Below are 17,716 nucleotides of genomic sequence, written 5' to 3' on the forward strand. Positions count from 1 at the left end.
ACATTTTTTTTGATTTTTTTATCGTTTGGGTGTTTTTTATTCTAAAAGGCGAGTTTTCACTACTATTCTACCTCCATATCCCCAGTAATCGCCCCTAATAAGGAGAAAAGATGAGCTCAATTAGAAGCTACAAAGGTATAAAGCCCCAACTTGGTGAGCGTGTTTACGTTGACTCAACCTCAGTGTTAGTCGGAGATATCCGTATTGGGGACGATTCTAGCATTTGGCCATTAGTAGCGGCACGAGGCGATGTGAACCACATTCACATTGGTGATCGAACTAATATTCAAGATGGCAGTGTTTTGCATGTCACCCATAAGAACTCTGAAAACCCAAACGGCTATCCACTTATTATTGGCAATGACGTTACGATTGGCCACAAAGTGATGCTGCACGGTTGTGAGATACACGATCGTGTATTGGTTGGTATGGGGGCGATTGTTTTAGATGCTGTCGTTATTGAATCAGAGGTGATGATTGGAGCGGGCAGTTTAGTACCGCCAGGAAAGAGATTAGAAAGCGGTTATCTTTATGTCGGTAGTCCAGTAAAACAAGCTCGCCCTCTATCAGAGACAGAACGAGCTTTTTTGCAAAAGTCTGCCAATAACTATGTTCAAAACAAAAACGACTACTTACATGAAGTAGAAGACTTGAACTAAAGGTCTGTTAGCCGATGATAATATGGCCTTCTTCGTTGAAGGCTTCATCTTCTATTAACTCTTCTGCTATTTCTTCCAGATCAAATCGGTAGTCAATAAAAGCAGAGAGCACGGCCTGCTCCGTATCTAACTCTGAGCCAGATAACTTTTCTAACTTTTGTTTCGTCACAAAGCATTCTATTAGTGCGCCTGATTGTTGCGCCGCAAAGTTTACTGATTGTGATACTTCATCCCATGATTGCATGTCTGGGAATAAAATGGATTGATTCATCGCTTATTGACCTTCAAGGTTCTTTCTTAATTCACGCAAAATCTGTTTGGCGCCTGGACGAAGACCGCGCCATAACATAAAACTCTCAGCAGCTTGGCCAACTAACATACCTAAACCATCATAAGCATGTGCCGCACCGTGTTGCTTAGCCCATTGGTTAAATGTGGTATCACCTTTGCCATACATCATGTCGTAGCTTGTACTATTGGCGGCGAACACCGAGGAAGAGATCGCAGGTAACTCACCACTCAATGATGCAGACGTGGAGTTGATTACGACATCGAACTCTTCAGCAATGGTATTCATCTCGTTTGCTGTAACAGGGCCATATGCAGAAAACAATTCTGCCAATTCTTCGGCTTTGGAAAATGTACGATTAGTTATCGTTAGAGATGTTGGTTTTTGATCGAGCAATGGTTTAATCACACCTCGAGCGGCACCACCAGCTCCTATGATCAAGATACGTGCACCTTCTAACACGACTTGATGTTGCAACAAGTCCTGCACTAAGCCTGCACCATCAGTGTTATCACCAATGATTTCACCATCATCAAGCTTCTTAAGTGTATTCACAGCTCCAGCAAGCTGAGCACGCTCGGTCAAACGGCTGGCAAATTGATAGGCGTCTTCTTTAAAAGGCAAGGTCACGTTACAACCTTTGCCGCCGTCCGAAAAAAATGCTTTCGCCGCCTCGATAAATCCACCCACAGGCGCACATTCTGCGGTGTATGTTAGGGACTGATTCGTTTGACGAGCAAAGAGTGTATGGATAAATGGCGACTTGCTGTGCCCGATAGGGTTACCAAACACGGCGTAACGATCGATTTGCAGGGTCATTTCCTTACCTTTATTCCTTACTTAGATATAGAGAAAACAGGGCCATCTGATTACGGATGACCCTATCACTATCTATCTATATAGAAAAGGAGATTCCGTGCTTACCATTCGCGTGGTTTCAGGTATCGATCGTAAAGTTCGGCTTCAGGCGTTCCTGCTTCTGGTTCGTAGCGGTACTCCCATCGCGCTAACGGCGGCATCGACATCAGAATCGACTCGGTACGCCCACCACTTTGTAAACCGAATAAAGTGCCACGGTCGTACACTAAGTTGAACTCAACATAACGACCACGACGGTAAAGTTGGAATTCACGTTCGCGCTCGCCATATTCGATGTCTTTACGACGAGACACGATCGGCAAATAAGCTTGGCAATAGCCTTCACCCACCGCTTTGATGTAATCAAAACACTTATCAAACTCCCAGTGATTCAAATCATCAAAGAACAAACCACCAACACCACGAGTTTCATTTCGGTGTGGCAAGAAGAAGTACTTATCACACCACGCTTTGTGTTCAGCATATACTTCTTCACCAAATGGGGCACAGATTGCCTTAGCTGTATCGTGCCATGACTGACAATCTTCTTCGAAAGGATAGAAAGGAGTCAGGTCGAAACCACCACCAAACCACCAAATTGGTTCTTCGCCCTCTTTCTCGGCGATAAAGAAACGCACATTCGCATGAGAAGTTGGGACGTAAGGGTTTTTGGGATGGATAACCAAAGAGACCCCCATCGCTTCAAAACGGCGACCCGCTAGCTCCGGACGATGTGCCGTCGCAGATGCTGGCATTTCTTTCCCTTCTACATGCGAGAAGTTCACCCCACCTTGCTCGAAAACAAGGCCATCACGCATAACACGTGAGCGCCCACCGCCACCAAGACGTTCGCCCGGTTCACGATGCCATGCATCCTCGACAAAGACGGCCTCTCCATCTTCTTGTTCTAACTGCTGACAAATGGAGTCCTGAAGTGACATCAGGAACTGCTTTACGGCGTGCTTATCGATTGCTGACATACGTTATTACCTATTACGTGATACCGGTTGATGACTGGCAAGCAGGGTTAGCCCTGTCTTAATATTTGTGAAGTCTTGGCGTCACGAATCTCGCTGGGTTTATCACGACCGCTGGTTTCACCACGAAGAATGGCCACCAGCTTGTCACCCAATTGCTCTTCGACTTCTTCCGTGGTCATACACGGTGGCAAGCCGGAAAGATTCGCGCTGGTAGAGGTTAACGGCTTTCCGAATGCATTACACATCTTTTGAACCAAAGGATGATCAGTCACACGAACTGCAATTGAATCAAACTGCCCTGAAACCCAGTTGGAGACTTTATCGCTCGCAGGCATGATCCAAGTGTATGGACCTGGCCAAGTTGCATGAACGGTCGCTAATTGTTCTCGAGTCAGTTGAGATTCATCAATATACGGCAAGAGCTGCTCATAACTTGCAGCGATCAGAATCAGCCCTTTTTCCACCGGGCGCTGCTTGAGCTCCAGCAGTTTTTGAATTGCTTCTGGGTTATCTGGATCGCATCCGACACCAAAAACCCCTTCTGTTGGGTAGGCAATCACTTCGCCTTGTTGTAGTGCGTTGAGCACTTGTTCAAAGTTATCCACCGATTACTTCCTGATTGTCTGACTGTATTATTTTCACTAAGTGTACAAATATTCATTCTCAGACACTAAAGCAATTTTTTTATAAAATGTATCAATAGCGTCAACAACAAGACGCAAACGTTTGCTTGAGATAAAAATCCCCGTATAATGCGCACAAATTTATCAGCTCACCTAATTTTGCAGCTTGAAGGAGTTTGAGATGAAAGTCGGTATCATCATGGGTTCTAAATCCGATTGGCCAACCATGAAACTAGCAGCGGACATGCTAGACCAATTTGGCGTACCTTACGAAACAAAAGTCGTGTCAGCACACCGAACTCCTCAATTACTGGCGGACTACGCCAGTGGCGCAAAAGAACGCGGCATCAAAGTTATCATCGCAGGCGCAGGTGGTGCAGCCCACCTACCAGGTATGGCTGCTGCGTTTACTAGTTTGCCAGTGCTTGGTGTTCCCGTTCAGTCTCGTGCACTGAAAGGTATGGATTCACTGCTCTCTATTGTACAGATGCCAAAGGGAATTGCGGTTGGTACATTAGCGATTGGCGAAGCGGGCGCAGCAAACGCCGGTATCCTAGCAGCGCAAATCCTAGGCACTCATGATGAAAACATCATGGCGAAGGTAGAAGCGTTCCGCAATGAACAGACGGAAACCGTACTGGCTAACCCAAATCCAGCTGAGGATTAATCAGATGCATGTACTGATTCTCGGATCAGGTCAGTTGGCTCGCATGATGTCTCTGGCTGGTGCACCACTGAACATCCAAATCTCGGCTTACGATGTCGGCAGCGGTAACGTTGTCCATCCTCTTACCCAACAGGTACTTGGCCATGGTTTGGAAAATGCGATTACGCAAGTTGATGTGATTACTGCCGAGTTCGAGCATATTCCACATGACGTGCTCAAGGTTTGCGAAGCGAGCGGCAAGTTCCTACCAAGTACGCAAGCCATCAAAGCAGGTGGTGATCGCCGTATTGAAAAAGCACTGCTTGATGATGCTGGCGTGCGCAACGCGAAATACTACGTGATTGAAACTCGTGAAGACTTTGAGCGCGCAATTGAACACGTTGGTATGCCAATGGTTCTGAAAAGTGCATTGGGAGGTTACGATGGTAAAGGTCAATGGCGCTTAAAAGAAGCTTCTCAAGTCGACGACATTTGGACTGAGATGGCAGAGTGCATCGCGGCAACACCAACTCAAGCGATTGTTGCTGAAGAGTTTGTTCCTTTTAACCGCGAAGTATCACTAGTTGGTGCTCGAAGCAAAGATGGCTGCGTTGAAGTTTACCCTCTAGCAGAAAACGTTCACATCAATGGCGTACTGAGCTTATCCACCGCAATTGATGCGCCAGAACTGCAAGCCCAAGCCAAGCAGATGCTCACGGCCGTCGCAGATAGCCTAGATTACGTTGGTGTATTGGCGCTCGAATTCTTTGATGTCGATGGCACGCTGCTAGTGAATGAGATTGCCCCACGAGTGCACAACTCTGGTCACTGGACACAGCAAGGTGCAGAAACCTGTCAGTTCGAGAACCACCTGCGCGCCGTATGCGGCTTGCCGTTAGGCAGCACCAAACTGATTCGCGAAACCTCGATGGTGAATATTCTTGGTGAAGATACGTTGCCAGAAGCGCTTCTCGCCATGGATGGTTGTCACATCCATTGGTACGGCAAAGAGAAGCGTGAAGGGCGAAAAATGGGTCACATCAACGTATGTGGTGACTACCCAGGAGAATTGCACCGTAGGTTGTGCGCTCTCTCGGATGCCTTAGATCCAATGGCATTCCCAGCCGTGCACGAGTTTGCGAAACAAGCGTAACGCTAAAATCTAGCCCCAAAAACCACAAAGGGTCGCACGATGCGACCCTTTTTAATTCCTTTGATGTATTTACCCTTGCTGAGTGTGCTGGCACTTACGGTTGGCACATTGCAATTTCACACCACTGGCGAGTTTCTTCTCCACCAACAGAGTAAAACCACATTCTTCGCACCTCCCCTTTACCGGAGGGAGATTCACGGCAAATTTGCATTTAGGGTAGTTATCACATGCGTAGAAAGTTTTACCAAAACGCGTCTTACGTTCAACTAAATGACCTTTACCACATTCAGGACACGCGTGTTGTTCTTGCGGCTGCTTTTCTGGCTCAGGTTGATTAATTGACTCAATATGATGACAAGCCGGATAGTTACTGCAACCAACAAACATGCCATAACGCCCTTGGCGTAATACCAACTCGTTACCACAATCTGGACAAGGAACGCCAAGCTCTTTGACGATGTGGCCATCATTATTGTGCAGAGCTTTGATGTAATCACAGCTTGGGTAGTGGCCACAGCCAAGAAATGGACCGTGTTTGCCATGTTTGAGGATCAACTCACTGCCACATTTAGGACATGGCTCGTGTTCCAATGCGTGTTCATGGGCAGAGAAAAGGGTGTTGTCGATTTTACTACTCATACTTACCGTTTCGTGAAAAACACACCAAAAGACAAGCTCGCGTTCTTGCTAGCTAAACTCGAACTTGCCTAGATTGGGTTAGTGAAGAATCCCTTGTTCCTTGGTGTACAACAGCTCTTCCATTAGCGTATAAGCGTTTTCATTGCCAGGCACATTAAACAGCACCATCAAAATGATCCATTTGAGGTCTTCAAGCTCAAACTCACTCGTTTCTAGACCCATCACTCGGTCAATCACCATTTCGCGAGTTTCTGTGGTTAACACATTGATTTGCTCGAGAAACAATAAAAACCCTCGGCATTCCAAATCTAAACGCTGCATCTCTTTCGCTGTGTAGATACGAGTTGATGACGAAGCCATGCAAGTCGAGATTGCAGAAGAGGTGTCACTTTGCTGCAATGCGGCAAGCTCTTCTAACCAGACAAGGGCTTTGTAGATATCTTTTTGTTGGAAGCCTGCACGGAGCAGCTCTTCTTCCAACTCGTCTTGTTCGACCTGTAACTCTGCATCGCTATGGATGTAGGTTTCGAATAGATACATCAGTATATCCATCATCATAGCTAGCCCCTCCCCTTTCGAATATAGCCACCTGAAACCGCAACGACATGCCCAGAGAGTTCTAACTCTAAGAGCTGCATCATGACTTCCTGGACAGGTATATTGGTCCTGTTTGCAAGAATATCAACCGGTGTAGCTTCACTTCCTACGTTAGCTAACAGCTGAGGAAATGGCAATTCTTCTTCATCATTTAACGTAGAAAATAAATCGGTACTCTGATTAATAGACCAACCAAGCAAAGACTGTATTTCATCTAAGACATCTTTCGTCTTTTCTACGAGGCAAGCACCATGACGTATCAACTGGTTGCCACCGCTGGCATTAGGGGCATTTATCGAAGCTGGCAGCGCAAACACTTCTCGACCTTGCTCAAGCGCGTAACGAGCAGTAATTAACGAGCCACTCCTTTCCGCCGCTTCCACAACTAACACACCTAGCGATAATCCGCTAATAATGCGGTTTCGACGCGGGAAGTTTTCCGGGCGCGGCTTGGCGTTGGGACGAAACTCAGACACCAAAGCCCCATGTTCAATAACACGTTGCGCTAAACCACGATGACGTGCCGGATAAATATTTTCTAAGCCAGATCCCAGCACCGCAATCGTCTTACCTTTTGCTTGCAACGCACCATCATGCGCATGGCCATCAATGCCTAAAGCGAGACCACTGGTGACAATAAAATCGTGCTGAACAAATTCGGCGGCAAAGTGGCGTGCATGCTGTAAGCCATCAATACTCGCATTTCGGCTGCCAACCATCGCGATTTGTGGCTGCGAAAGACAAGTAGAACTTCCTTGCACAAAAAGCAGAGGTGGCGGCGCAACGATTTGTTTGAGTTGAGGTGGATAAAGCGGGTCAGTCAGTGTCAGGATATGATGATTTGTAGAAGCCTCAAGCCAACTTAAACAGGCTTCAACTTCTTTATCTGTTGAAGCCCAAGCTTGAATTTGCTTAGTTGTTAACCCAAGTTGTTGTAGCTGTTCGGGAGAGAAGTTTACGATGTTACGCGGCGTGTCTCTTGCCAGTAGCTTATTCATTTTGACCCCGCCAATGCCTGGTAAACAACTCAGTTTTAACCAGGCAGCGAGATCATCGTTATTTCTTCGATTCATCGATGGTTAATTCGTTCGCCAACGGTGACACCACCGAAACATCTTGGTTAATGGGTTTCGTACTGTTAGTGATAAGTGCCAAGCTAAAGTACTGATACGGACGAATCACAAGCAATTCGCCAACTTTACTCTGTGGCAGAGTGATTTTCTTATCAAGCACGCCAAACTCTTTCTTGAACTCATCGCCGTCTTTGTAAACTGGGTGCGCGTCTTCTTTTAAATCAAACACACTGCCTTGCTTCAGATTGTCTGACGTGCCTTTATCAATCACCACGACTTGGTTAGTTGAACTAAAGCGAATACCTTCGATATTACCTAGCAACTTTGCCGAACTGCCTTGTGGCGACGGCAGCGGGTAGAACGTAGTCGTGAAGTCAGTATTCTCAACCGATTGATTTGGCAACGCGATATCGTTACGTAGAATTTCTTGCATCTGCGATGTAAGCTTCAAACCTGAATAATCACTCGAAGCTTCAACGAGCTCGCCTTTGGCAATCAAACGCAGCGCGGTAATCTCTTCGGACACATCGTCACGCGAAAAGGTAGCTACTGGTCGGTAAATAGCCCAACCTGTCGCGGTCTGATTACCATTGATATACAGCACATCTTCTGCAGTCAGATACTTACTGCCTTTGCTGCTACCCATCACTTTTGCTGCACTGTTCAACGCATCTTGATCCAGCAACCGATCCGATTTGAGGTAAGGCATCACCAAACCTTCCGCGACCGTTGGTACCGCTTTCTTTTCCGTGATACGTGCTTTCGGGCTCAGCTTCTTAACCGGTTTTAGGCTCAATACGGGCTGACCGTTAATCCACACCAAAGACAGCTTGTCACCGGGATAAATTAAATGAGGGTTGTCGATTTCCGGGTTTACTTGCCATAAACGAGGCCACAACCACGGGCTATCCAAGTACATGGCCGAAATATCCCATAGCGTATCGCCCTTCACGACTACATATGTTTGTGGCGCATCATCTTTAACAGTCAGTGGGTTTGCATCCACATTTGCTACAGCGTTGAAAGAGAAAAGTAACGGCAACGTAACACTGGCAACGTTGCGGAAAATTCGATTCATGACCCTCGTCCTTGGTCTATTAAGCAGGAACCAGAATGGAAATTGGTGCAAGGATGCTGTCATTTAGGCTATAAAATGTCTAGAATTGAGCCAACAAGGTTTGTGCTGTTTCGGCACAGTTCAATATTTCGAGTGAATATGTCTGTATTACAAGTATTAACATTCCCGGATGATCGCCTGCGCACAGTCGCAAAGCCTGTTGAAGCGGTGACGCCTGAGATTCAAAAAATCGTCGATGACATGATTGAAACCATGTACGACGAAGAAGGTATTGGCCTTGCTGCAACGCAGGTTGATATCCACAAACGTATCGTAGTGATTGATATTTCAGAAACTCGCGATGAGCCGATGGTGCTAATCAACCCTGAGATTCTGGAAAAGCGTGGCGAAGATGGCATCGAAGAAGGCTGTCTGTCGGTACCAGGTGCACGCGCACTTGTGCCTCGCGCTGCAGAAGTTACCGTTAAAGCACTGGATCGTGATGGCAAAGAGTTCACCTTTGAAGCCGACGACCTGCTAGCGATTTGTGTTCAACACGAGCTTGATCACCTACAAGGTAAGCTATTCGTGGATTACCTATCGCCACTGAAACGCAAACGCATTCAGGACAAGCTAGCAAAAATCAAACGCTTTAACGAGAAGCAGCAAAACGCTTAATCTCGAACCATACCAATTAGAAGGAAGCCTACCTTGAGTCAGTCTTTACGTATTGTCTTTGCAGGTACTCCGGATTTCGCCGCCCGTCACTTGGCGGCGTTGTTGTCTTCGGAGCATGAAGTCATCGCGGTTTACACAAACCCAGATCGTCCAGCGGGTCGTGGCAAGAAATTGGCTGCGCCACCGGTAAAACAACTGGCGCTGGAACACAACATCCCGGTTTACCAACCTGAAAGCTTTAAGTCCGACGAAGCGAAACAAGAACTTGCCGATCTGAACGCCGATCTCATGGTTGTCGTGGCGTACGGTATGCTACTGCCACAAGCGGTTCTTGATACCCCTAAACTGGGTTGTATCAACGTACATGGTTCTATCCTACCTCGTTGGCGTGGTGCGGCTCCAATCCAACGCTCTATTTGGGCGGGCGATGCAGAAACGGGCGTGACCATCATGCAGATGGACATCGGTCTCGACACTGGTGATATGCTGAAGATTGCAACTCTGCCAATCGAAGCGACAGATACCAGCGCTTCAATGTACGAAAAATTGGCTGAGCTTGGCCCAGAAGCCCTGATTGACTGCTTAGCCGACATTGCTGCGGGTAAAGCAGTGCCAGTGAAGCAAGACGATGAGCTAGCGAACTACGCGAAAAAACTCAGCAAAGAAGAAGCACGCATCAATTGGAACGACGATGCAGCGCACATTGAGCGCTGCGTTCGTGCATTTAACCCATGGCCAATGAGCCACTTTGAGGCGGCAGAAAACAGCATCAAAGTATGGCAAAGCCGTGTCGCAGAGCAAACCAGTGACAAGCCAGCCGGCACCATCGTGCAAGCAGATAAAACCGGTATTTATGTTGCGACAGGCAACGGCGTACTGGTGCTAGAGCAACTGCAAGTTCCTGGCAAAAAAGCCATGTCAGTTCAGGATATTCTGAATTCGCGTGCGGCTTGGTTTGAAGTTGGCACTCTGCTGGTTTAAGCCATACTAGGGGTTATTATCCCCAATAATACGAACTTTTAGAGGGCAGAGATGCCCTCCTTTACTTTAAGGTACTCATCATGAATGTTCGCGCTGCGGCTGCTAACGTCCTGTATCTTGTCGTCGACAAGGGCCACTCACTTTCAAGCGCTCTTCCAGCGGCTCAACAAACGGTACGACCTCGTGACCACGCTCTGCTACAAGAGATCTGTTACGGTGCGCTACGTTACCTACCTCGCCTAGAAATGATCGCAAACCAGTTGATGGATAAGCCACTAAAAGGCAAACAACGTGTATTCCATCACCTAATTCTGGTTGGTATTTACCAACTGAGCTTCATGCGTATTCCTGCGCACGCAGCAGTCGGTGAAACGGTTGAAGGCACTAAAGAGCTGAAAGGTCCTCGTCTGCGTGGTTTGATTAACGCTGTATTGCGTAACTACCAACGCAACCAAGAAGAACTCGACCAAATGGCCGTCAGCAACAACGCTGGCAAGTACGGTCACCCAAGCTGGTTACTAAAACTGCTGCAAGAGGCCTACCCACAGCAATGGGAAAGCATTGTTGAAGCGAACAACCAAAAAGCACCAATGTGGCTGCGTGTGAACCATCAACACCACACTCGTGATGAATACCTTGCGCTACTCAAAAATGAAAACATTGATAGCACGCCACACACAGAAGCAATGGACGCCATAAAATTGGCCGCACCATGTGACGTGATGAAGCTACCTGGTTTTGATAAAGGTTGGGTTTCGGTCCAAGATGCGGCAGCGCAGCTTTCGATCAACTACCTAAAACCACAAGACGGCGAACTGATTTTAGATTGCTGTGCTGCGCCAGGTGGCAAAACGGCGCACATTCTAGAGCGCACGTCAGGTAGTGAAGTGGTCGCGATTGACTGCGACGACACACGCTTGAAACGTGTGCATGAAAACCTGAAGCGTCTCAACCTTCAGGCAAAAGTGGTTTGCGGTGATGCGCGTAATCCACAAGAATGGTGGCAAGGCGAGCAATTTGATCGCATTTTGCTGGATGCCCCATGTTCTGCGACTGGCGTGATTCGTCGTCACCCAGACATCAAATGGCTACGTCGTGCAGACGACATCGCCGCATTAGCAGAGCTACAAAGTGAAATTTTTGATGCCATGTGGACGCAGCTGAAACCCGGCGGCACAATGGTTTACGCGACTTGTTCAATCACACCGCAAGAAAACGTGGAGCAAGTAAAAGCGTTTTTAGCACGTACCGCGGATGCGCAACTGCTGGATTCTGATCCCGACCAGCCTGGTCGTCAAATTCTACCAGGCGAAGAAGACATGGATGGTTTCTACTACGCAGTGCTAACCAAAACACACGCGTAACAGCATGCTAAATAGGGCGATTGGAGTGATTTCAATCGCCTTTTTCAGATAACGAGAAAAGAGTATGAAGATAATTATTCTTGGTGCAGGTCAGGTTGGCGGCACACTGGCAGAAAACCTAGTGGGTGAAAACAACGACATCACCATCGTCGACAACAATGCCGACCGACTGCGTGAATTGCAGGACAAATACGACCTGCGTGTGGTCAATGGCCATGCGAGCCACCCAGACGTGCTGCACGAAGCTGGTGCGCAAGACGCCGATATGCTCGTCGCGGTGACCAACACTGATGAAACCAACATGGCCGCCTGTCAGGTCGCGTTCACTCTATTCAACACCCCAAACCGCGTTGCGCGTATTCGCTCTCCAGAATATCTGGCCGAAAAAGAAGCCCTGTTTAAATCTGGCGCTATTCCTGTTGATCACCTTATCGCACCAGAAGAACTCGTTACGAGCTACATCGAACGTCTGATCCAATACCCAGGCGCACTGCAAGTGGTGAGCTTTGCTGAACAGAAAGTCAGCCTAGTGGCGGTGAAAGCCTACTATGGTGGCCCGCTGGTGGGTAATGCGCTGTCTGCTTTGCGTGAGCACATGCCGCACATCGATACCCGTGTGGCGGCTATTTTCCGCCAGGGTCGCCCGATTCGCCCACAAGGCACCACAATTATTGAAGCCGACGATGAAGTGTTCTTCGTTGCAGCAAGTAATCATATTCGCTCAGTGATGAGTGAGCTTCAGCGTCTAGAAAAACCGTACCGCCGCATCATGATTGTTGGCGGGGGTAACATCGGCGCGAGCTTAGCAAAACGCCTAGAGCAAACTTACAGCGTGAAGCTGATTGAGCGTAACTACCAGCGTGCAGAAAAGCTCTCTGAGCAACTCGAAAACACCATCGTGTTCTGCGGTGATGCGGCAGACCAAGAGCTTCTCTCGGAAGAGAACATCGACCAAGTCGACGTCTTCATCGCGCTGACCAACGAAGATGAAACCAACATCATGTCTGCGATGTTGGCAAAACGCATGGGCGCGAAAAAAGTAATGGTGCTGATCCAACGTGGCGCTTATGTAGATCTGGTACAAGGCGGCGTAATTGATGTGGCGATCTCACCACAACAAGCGACCATTTCCGCCTTGCTGACGCACGTTCGTCGCGCTGATATCGTGAACGTATCCTCACTTCGCCGCGGCGCTGCGGAAGCCATTGAAGCCGTCGCTCACGGTGATGAAAGTACATCCAAAGTGGTTGGACGTGCGATTGGAGATATTAAGCTCCCACCTGGGACCACCATTGGTGCTATCGTTCGTGGCGAAGAAGTCCTTATTGCCCACGACCGTACGGTCATCGAGCAGGATGACCATGTGGTGATGTTCCTGGTCAACAAAAAATACGTATCAGACGTCGAAGCGCTATTCCAGCCGAGTCCATTCTTCCTCTAGGATTTTCCTATGGTCAACTTACGTCCCGTACTGTTTGTTATCGGGCTGGTTTTATCCAAACTGGCCCTGTTTATGTACGTGCCGACTTTGGTCGCTTTCTTTACCGGTACGGGGGGATTCCTCGATTTCGCCCAAGCCGTTGTGATCACGCACCTTGCCGCCTTCATTTGCCTAACGATCGGTCGAACCGCCAAGTTCAAACTCAGCGTACGCGATATGTTCCTCATCACCAGTCTGGTTTGGACCATCGCGAGTGCGTTTGCCGCCTTGCCATTTGTGTTTATCAACCACATCAGCTTCACCGACGCCTACTTCGAAACGATGTCGGGTATCACCACGACGGGCTCAACGGTGCTCAGTGGCCTAGACAACATGGCGCCGAGCATCTTGCTGTGGCGCTCTATTTTGCAGTGGCTTGGGGGGATTGGTTTTATCGTAATGGCGGTGGCGGTGCTACCTATGCTCAATGTCGGTGGTATGAAGCTATTCCAAACCGAATCATCAGATTGGTCGGATAAAAGTAGCCCGAGAGCGAAAACGGTCGCCAAAAACATCGTAGCGGTTTATTTGATGCTTACTGGCTTATGCATTGTGGGCTACTTGGTCACCGGCATGAACCTGTTTGAAGCGATCAATCACGCCTTTACCACGCTATCAACGGGCGGATACTCTACATCCGACGGGTCGATGAACCACTTCTCTAATGGCGCACACTGGGTGGCCACTACCTTTATGTTCTTAGGTGGCTTGCCATTTTTGCTCTTCATCGCCGCGTTACGTAAACGCCGTATTGATGTGTTAGTTAACGACGCTCAAGTTCGAGGATTCGCGTACCTGTTCGTGTTCTCAAGCTTAGTGATTTCAGCCTGGTTAGTGATTCGAGACGGATACACCATTTTGGATGCGCTACGAGTGTCGATGTTTAATATCGTCTCTGTCGTCACCACAACCGGCTTTGGCTTAGAGGACTTCACCGCGTGGGGCGCATTACCCACAACTCTTTTTGCCTTCTTAATGATGGCGGGGGCATGCTCAGGATCAACGTCTGGCGGGATAAAAATCTTCCGTTTCCAAATCGCAATGACACTGCTGAACAAACAGATGATGAAATTGATTCACCCTTCAGGTGTATTTGTACAGCGCTACAACCAACGCCCAGTGAATGATGACATTGTTCGCTCGGTGGTCGCGTTTGGCTTGATGTTCTTTATCACCATCATCTTTATCGCGGGTTGCTTGAGTGCACTGGGTTTAGACCCCATCACTAGCATCTCTGGTGCCATCACTGCGGTAGCCAACGTCGGCCCAGGTATGGGAAGCGTGATTGGACCGACGGGTAACTTCGCGCCTCTGCCAGATACCGCCAAGTGGCTCCTGAGCTTTGGCATGTTAATGGGCCGCTTGGAAATTCTGACTATTCTTGTACTGTTCTTCCCTGCGTTTTGGCGCCGTTAAGCAGACACAAATAAAAGGTATAACAATGAAAACATGGATCACTCTGGCGACCCTACTTGCCGCCTCATCCACATACGCCGCTGAAGTCATCACTTTAGCCGATGGTCGAGAAGTGAAGTTAAACGATGACTTTACTTGGGAATACGTCATGAAAAAACCTGCGCAGCAAGCAACAGAGACGCAAGCGACAACAGGTGCGGTTGAAACGATCGCAGCTCCCGCAATTGCGACAATTCCAGTAGTGACGAAAACTGTTGGCACTACCGTGGTAGTAAACGCCAAAAAGCCAACCATGCAGCTGTCTGACTCTGGTGTCGACGTACTGATTGGCTCCGCGAGCTATCAAGATGGTGAGCTCGTACTGCCAACGTCCATTACCAATCAAAGCTCACAATCGGTGATTCAAGTTGAAGTGGAAGTTCAGGTATTTGATATGTCTGGCCAGCAACTGGCGAAAGAAAAAGTCACAGTTTGGCAATCCATCAAGCGAATGGCGGATACTTACCTGCGACCAAAACAAGCAGAACAGGGTAAAAGCATCAAACTGGCAGTGCCGCAGTCTCAGCAATACCAGTTTTCAGCCAAAGTGTTAGAAGTGAAAACTCGTTAATGTGATAACACATGTTTTGTCGAGTTCATATCTATCCGTTAGATAGGCTCGACAAAATAATAAATTGCGAAGAAGTGACACACACAACCCGCTAAAACGAAGCCGTGCCAAATCGCATGATTGAATGGAATACGCTTCGCAACGTAGAAAATCACCCCCAGTGAATACACAATCCCACCAGCTGCGAGTAATGTCAGTCCGCCAATATCCAAGTTGATCGCCAACTGATAAATCACAATCAACGACAGCCAGCCCATGACCAAATACGTCATCAAGGAAAGCTTTTTAAATCGGTAAACAAACGCGACTTTCATGATGATGCCGAGTAGAGCAATGGTCCAGATAACAATCATCAAACCAAACGCGAGCGGCGTACGTAAACTCACCAACAAAAAAGGCGTGTAACTGCCAGCAATGAGCAGATAAATGGCGCAGTGATCGAAAGTTTTTAGCCAGCGTTTGGCGTTGGGGTGCGGAATTGCATGATACAGCGTCGAAGCCAAAAATAGCACGATAATACTCGCGCCGTAGACAGCCATACTGGCCAGCGTCAGCGTATCAGCTTGCTGGTCTATGGCTTTGATTAGCAGCAGTATCAAGCCAACAATACCAAAAATCATCCCAATGCCATGAGTGATGGTATTGGCCAGTTCTTCGCGTTGACTGTATTGAGGTTTCTGCAGTTCAGACATCAATGCGCCTATACTAGAGTTTGAAATTTTCTCTAGTATGGCACATTAGGCTTACACGTGTAAGCTTAAATTAAGACTCATGAACGGCCGTGGTTTGATCGAGATAATTAAGTACAAGTTCGCCCACTTGATCAAGCTTAGTTGTGGCTGGAATGGTCAACTCTCGTTTGAGTTTTCCGCTACCCAGTAAGCTTGCGAGCATGCCACCCTCGCCCTTGCGTGTGCGGTCAACTTCAAACCATAATTTGAGTTCTTGCTCGCTACGATGAGCGACAAATTCTAACTCACGCCACACGCCATGGTATGGCCCGTCAGTCGGCACCATCTCAAATTCTTGCACAAATGGCAGGTCGAACCCTTTTACTTCCTCACACTCCACTTGGCGAATACGCAAACCTTGCGCTTCAAATGCGGATAACACCGCATCCATTAGTGGATCAGGTCGAACGGTGAGGATGTCTTTATCGGTCGGGTCTAAAGCAGCAGCAACGTCCAAGCCGGTTTCGAGCCACACTTTGGCGTCACCAATGGTGACAGGCGTATTCCAAGGCACATCGAGCTGAACATCGAAGGTACGCTCTTCGCCGGAATGGATGGTAAACGCATAAGGGAGGCTCCACTTAGCAAGCACATGAGTCTGAGGTACTCGGCGCATGCTGTGTCCTTCTCGCGCACCACGGTCATCAGGAGCTTCCGCGATATAGCGACAACACAGTTTTAAATCGATGTTGTCGATCGCTTGTTCAGTGGCACCACCATAAACATGGATAGACACATCCACACTTTGACCAGGATATAGCACGTCTTGATTTAGGATTGAGTCGACCTTAGCGCTCCCAATCCCAAAACTGGCAAGTGTCTTCTTCAAAAATGACATAGGCACCTCCTTCGTCGAGATCTCATACTACTACTGCTGATCGAGGGATCAAACAAAAATTGCCTCGATCATCGCGACAAAATGACAAAATCTAAACAATTCAATTGCTCAACTATCGATCAATTATTACAAGGATGCTAATCTTATACGTGATATGCATGCATATCGGTATTCCTGATTCATTAACTGGATTGGCGAGAGCCAGAAGAGTGATTCTTCAATCTTGTTGGAGCCTAGCTCATAATGATTCAGGCCATTACATCGGCAATGGATATGCCTGACAGTTAGGTAAATTAATGCGCCCAACAACAGTCAGGTTCGCACACACTAATACTAGTGCAATGCGCCGCCGCAGTGGCTTTACTACTGCACCAAAGGCAAAGCAAGTTGCGCCAGCAATGACATTGGTTGAGAAGACAGCAATGATGTCGAGTGTTCCGGCCAAAGTTATCAAAGCAGCTTAATCAAAAGCGCGGCGCCAGCTGCGCTTTTTTCTTTGCACGCAACTCAAACCACCTCAACGACTTAGAACAAAACACAGTGAAATAGATAGTTTTTCCTATTTGGTCTTCGCAAAGCAATTTGGTACCTTTACAGCTAATTACACCTATAAATTCTGTGGAGAAAGAAATGAAGTGTCATCGCATTGAAGAGCTGCTTGAGCTACTAGAGCCTGAATGGCATAAAGACCAAGAAATGAACCTACTGCAGTTCATCGTGAAGCTAGCGAAAGAAGCAGGCTACGAAGGCAAGCTAGAAGATCTGACCGACGACGTGCTGATCTACCACCTTAAAATGCGTAACAGCAGCAAAGACGAAATGATCCCAGGTCTTAAGAAAGACCAAGAAGATGATTTTAAAACTGCGATTCTGCGCGCTCGTGGCGTCATCAAATAACCGGCTCAACAACCCAGTATTCTTTAAGCGACTCCCTCAAATGAGTCGCTTTTTTATAACTAAAATTTTTAGTCCCACAGTTGGTTATAACTGTTCAGCCAATTATCAGGTTAACTGTACTGACTTTTGTTGTTAAACGTTGACTGC

21 protein-coding genes are annotated in these 17,716 nt (G+C 47.7%); 11 read left to right on the forward strand and 10 right to left on the reverse strand.

The window, feature by feature from the left end; all coding sequences use genetic code 11:
• Positions 1-110 precede the first annotated feature (110 nt).
• Positions 111-659, forward strand: a complete 549-nt coding sequence (locus ACWPOD_RS20030; protein WP_005461433.1) for a gamma carbonic anhydrase family protein — start codon at positions 111-113, stop codon at positions 657-659.
• 7 nt (positions 660-666) lie between these two features.
• On the opposite strand, the gene ACWPOD_RS20035 is transcribed toward ACWPOD_RS20030, so the two are convergent.
• The 4 genes from ACWPOD_RS20035 to ACWPOD_RS20050 all read right to left on the reverse strand — a co-directional run bounded on the left by ACWPOD_RS20035 (position 667) and on the right by ACWPOD_RS20050 (position 3,391).
• Complete coding sequence (locus tag ACWPOD_RS20035) at positions 667-930, reverse strand: DUF1488 family protein (RefSeq protein ID WP_012841273.1); 264 nt, start codon at positions 928-930, stop codon at positions 667-669.
• A 3-nt stretch (positions 931-933) separates the two neighbouring features.
• Positions 934-1,767 carry a shikimate dehydrogenase gene (aroE, locus tag ACWPOD_RS20040; RefSeq protein ID WP_167426120.1) on the reverse strand — a complete coding sequence of 278 codons (834 nt, stop codon included), beginning with the start codon at positions 1,765-1,767 and terminating at the stop codon, positions 934-936.
• A 101-nt stretch (positions 1,768-1,868) separates the two neighbouring features.
• On the reverse strand, positions 1,869-2,786 hold the full coding sequence (gene hemF, locus ACWPOD_RS20045; RefSeq protein WP_065645011.1) for an oxygen-dependent coproporphyrinogen oxidase: 918 nt from the start codon (positions 2,784-2,786) through the stop codon (positions 1,869-1,871).
• A gap of 47 nt (positions 2,787-2,833) precedes the next feature.
• Positions 2,834-3,391, reverse strand: a complete 558-nt coding sequence (locus tag ACWPOD_RS20050; RefSeq protein ID WP_046874602.1) for an L-threonylcarbamoyladenylate synthase — start codon at positions 3,389-3,391, stop codon at positions 2,834-2,836.
• A 199-nt stretch (positions 3,392-3,590) separates the two neighbouring features.
• Here ACWPOD_RS20050 and purE point away from each other — a divergent pair, with 199 nt between their 5' ends.
• Positions 3,591-4,076 (forward strand): 5-(carboxyamino)imidazole ribonucleotide mutase, encoded by a 486-nt coding sequence (gene purE, locus ACWPOD_RS20055; RefSeq protein ID WP_005379082.1) that lies wholly within the window; start codon positions 3,591-3,593, stop codon positions 4,074-4,076.
• Between the two features lie 4 nt (positions 4,077-4,080).
• Positions 4,081-5,208: a 5-(carboxyamino)imidazole ribonucleotide synthase gene (locus ACWPOD_RS20060; RefSeq protein WP_167426119.1), complete on the forward strand. Its 1,128-nt coding sequence runs from the start codon at positions 4,081-4,083 to the stop codon at positions 5,206-5,208.
• A gap of 69 nt (positions 5,209-5,277) precedes the next feature.
• Here the strand turns inward: ACWPOD_RS20060 and ACWPOD_RS20065 are convergent, their stop codons facing one another.
• From ACWPOD_RS20065 to ACWPOD_RS20080, 4 genes are all read right to left on the reverse strand, one after another.
• On the reverse strand, positions 5,278-5,847 hold the full coding sequence (locus tag ACWPOD_RS20065; protein ID WP_167426118.1) for a DNA topoisomerase family protein: 570 nt from the start codon (positions 5,845-5,847) through the stop codon (positions 5,278-5,280).
• Positions 5,848-5,925: 78 nt separating this feature from the next.
• Positions 5,926-6,405 (reverse strand): DUF494 family protein, encoded by a 480-nt coding sequence (locus ACWPOD_RS20070; RefSeq protein WP_005379074.1) that lies wholly within the window; start codon positions 6,403-6,405, stop codon positions 5,926-5,928.
• A 2-nt stretch (positions 6,406-6,407) separates the two neighbouring features.
• Positions 6,408-7,517: a DNA-processing protein DprA gene (gene dprA / locus ACWPOD_RS20075; RefSeq protein WP_167426117.1), complete on the reverse strand. Its 1,110-nt coding sequence runs from the start codon at positions 7,515-7,517 to the stop codon at positions 6,408-6,410.
• A complete protein-coding gene (locus ACWPOD_RS20080; RefSeq protein ID WP_167426116.1) occupies positions 7,501-8,595 on the reverse strand; it encodes a LysM peptidoglycan-binding domain-containing protein in 1,095 nt (364 codons plus the stop codon). The genes dprA and ACWPOD_RS20080 overlap by 17 nt, the downstream gene beginning before the upstream one ends.
• 138 nt (positions 8,596-8,733) lie before the next feature.
• On the opposite strand from ACWPOD_RS20080, the gene def reads away from it, so the two are divergent.
• From def to ACWPOD_RS20110, 6 genes are all read left to right on the forward strand, one after another.
• Entirely contained in the window at positions 8,734-9,252 is a 519-nt protein-coding gene (gene def, locus ACWPOD_RS20085) for a peptide deformylase (protein ID WP_005379068.1), read from the forward strand.
• A 33-nt stretch (positions 9,253-9,285) separates the two neighbouring features.
• Positions 9,286-10,233: a methionyl-tRNA formyltransferase gene (gene fmt / locus ACWPOD_RS20090; RefSeq protein ID WP_005461453.1), complete on the forward strand. Its 948-nt coding sequence runs from the start codon at positions 9,286-9,288 to the stop codon at positions 10,231-10,233.
• Between the two features lie 80 nt (positions 10,234-10,313).
• A complete protein-coding gene (gene rsmB / locus ACWPOD_RS20095; protein ID WP_005394040.1) occupies positions 10,314-11,597 on the forward strand; it encodes a 16S rRNA (cytosine(967)-C(5))-methyltransferase RsmB in 1,284 nt (427 codons plus the stop codon).
• Between the two features lie 64 nt (positions 11,598-11,661).
• A complete protein-coding gene (gene trkA / locus ACWPOD_RS20100) occupies positions 11,662-13,038 on the forward strand; it encodes a Trk system potassium transporter TrkA (protein ID WP_005379062.1) in 1,377 nt (458 codons plus the stop codon).
• A gap of 9 nt (positions 13,039-13,047) precedes the next feature.
• A complete protein-coding gene (locus tag ACWPOD_RS20105) occupies positions 13,048-14,493 on the forward strand; it encodes a TrkH family potassium uptake protein (RefSeq protein ID WP_006742925.1) in 1,446 nt (481 codons plus the stop codon).
• A 25-nt stretch (positions 14,494-14,518) separates the two neighbouring features.
• The gene (locus ACWPOD_RS20110; protein WP_185090727.1) at positions 14,519-15,103 is read left to right on the forward strand and encodes a DUF3157 family protein; all 585 of its coding nucleotides are present in this window, start codon (positions 14,519-14,521) and stop codon (positions 15,101-15,103) included.
• A 38-nt stretch (positions 15,104-15,141) separates the two neighbouring features.
• Here the strand turns inward: ACWPOD_RS20110 and trhA are convergent, their stop codons facing one another.
• Positions 15,142-15,795, reverse strand: coding sequence for a PAQR family membrane homeostasis protein TrhA (gene trhA, locus ACWPOD_RS20115; RefSeq protein ID WP_005394044.1), 654 nt, complete (start codon positions 15,793-15,795; stop codon positions 15,142-15,144).
• A 70-nt stretch (positions 15,796-15,865) separates the two neighbouring features.
• The gene (locus ACWPOD_RS20120) at positions 15,866-16,672 is read right to left on the reverse strand and encodes a sporulation protein (protein WP_005394045.1); all 807 of its coding nucleotides are present in this window, start codon (positions 16,670-16,672) and stop codon (positions 15,866-15,868) included.
• Positions 16,673-16,968: 296 nt separating this feature from the next.
• Here ACWPOD_RS20120 and ACWPOD_RS20125 point away from each other — a divergent pair, with 296 nt between their 5' ends.
• Together ACWPOD_RS20125 and ACWPOD_RS20130 are read left to right on the forward strand one after the other, a co-directional pair.
• Positions 16,969-17,136, forward strand: coding sequence for a hypothetical protein (locus tag ACWPOD_RS20125; RefSeq protein ID WP_005379043.1), 168 nt, complete (start codon positions 16,969-16,971; stop codon positions 17,134-17,136).
• Positions 17,137-17,302: 166 nt separating this feature from the next.
• Positions 17,303-17,569: a YihD family protein gene (locus tag ACWPOD_RS20130; RefSeq protein WP_047010287.1), complete on the forward strand. Its 267-nt coding sequence runs from the start codon at positions 17,303-17,305 to the stop codon at positions 17,567-17,569.
• The last annotated feature ends 147 nt before the right edge of the window (positions 17,570-17,716 follow it).

The sequence above is a fragment of the Vibrio sp. JZG120 genome (genome assembly GCF_053890955.1).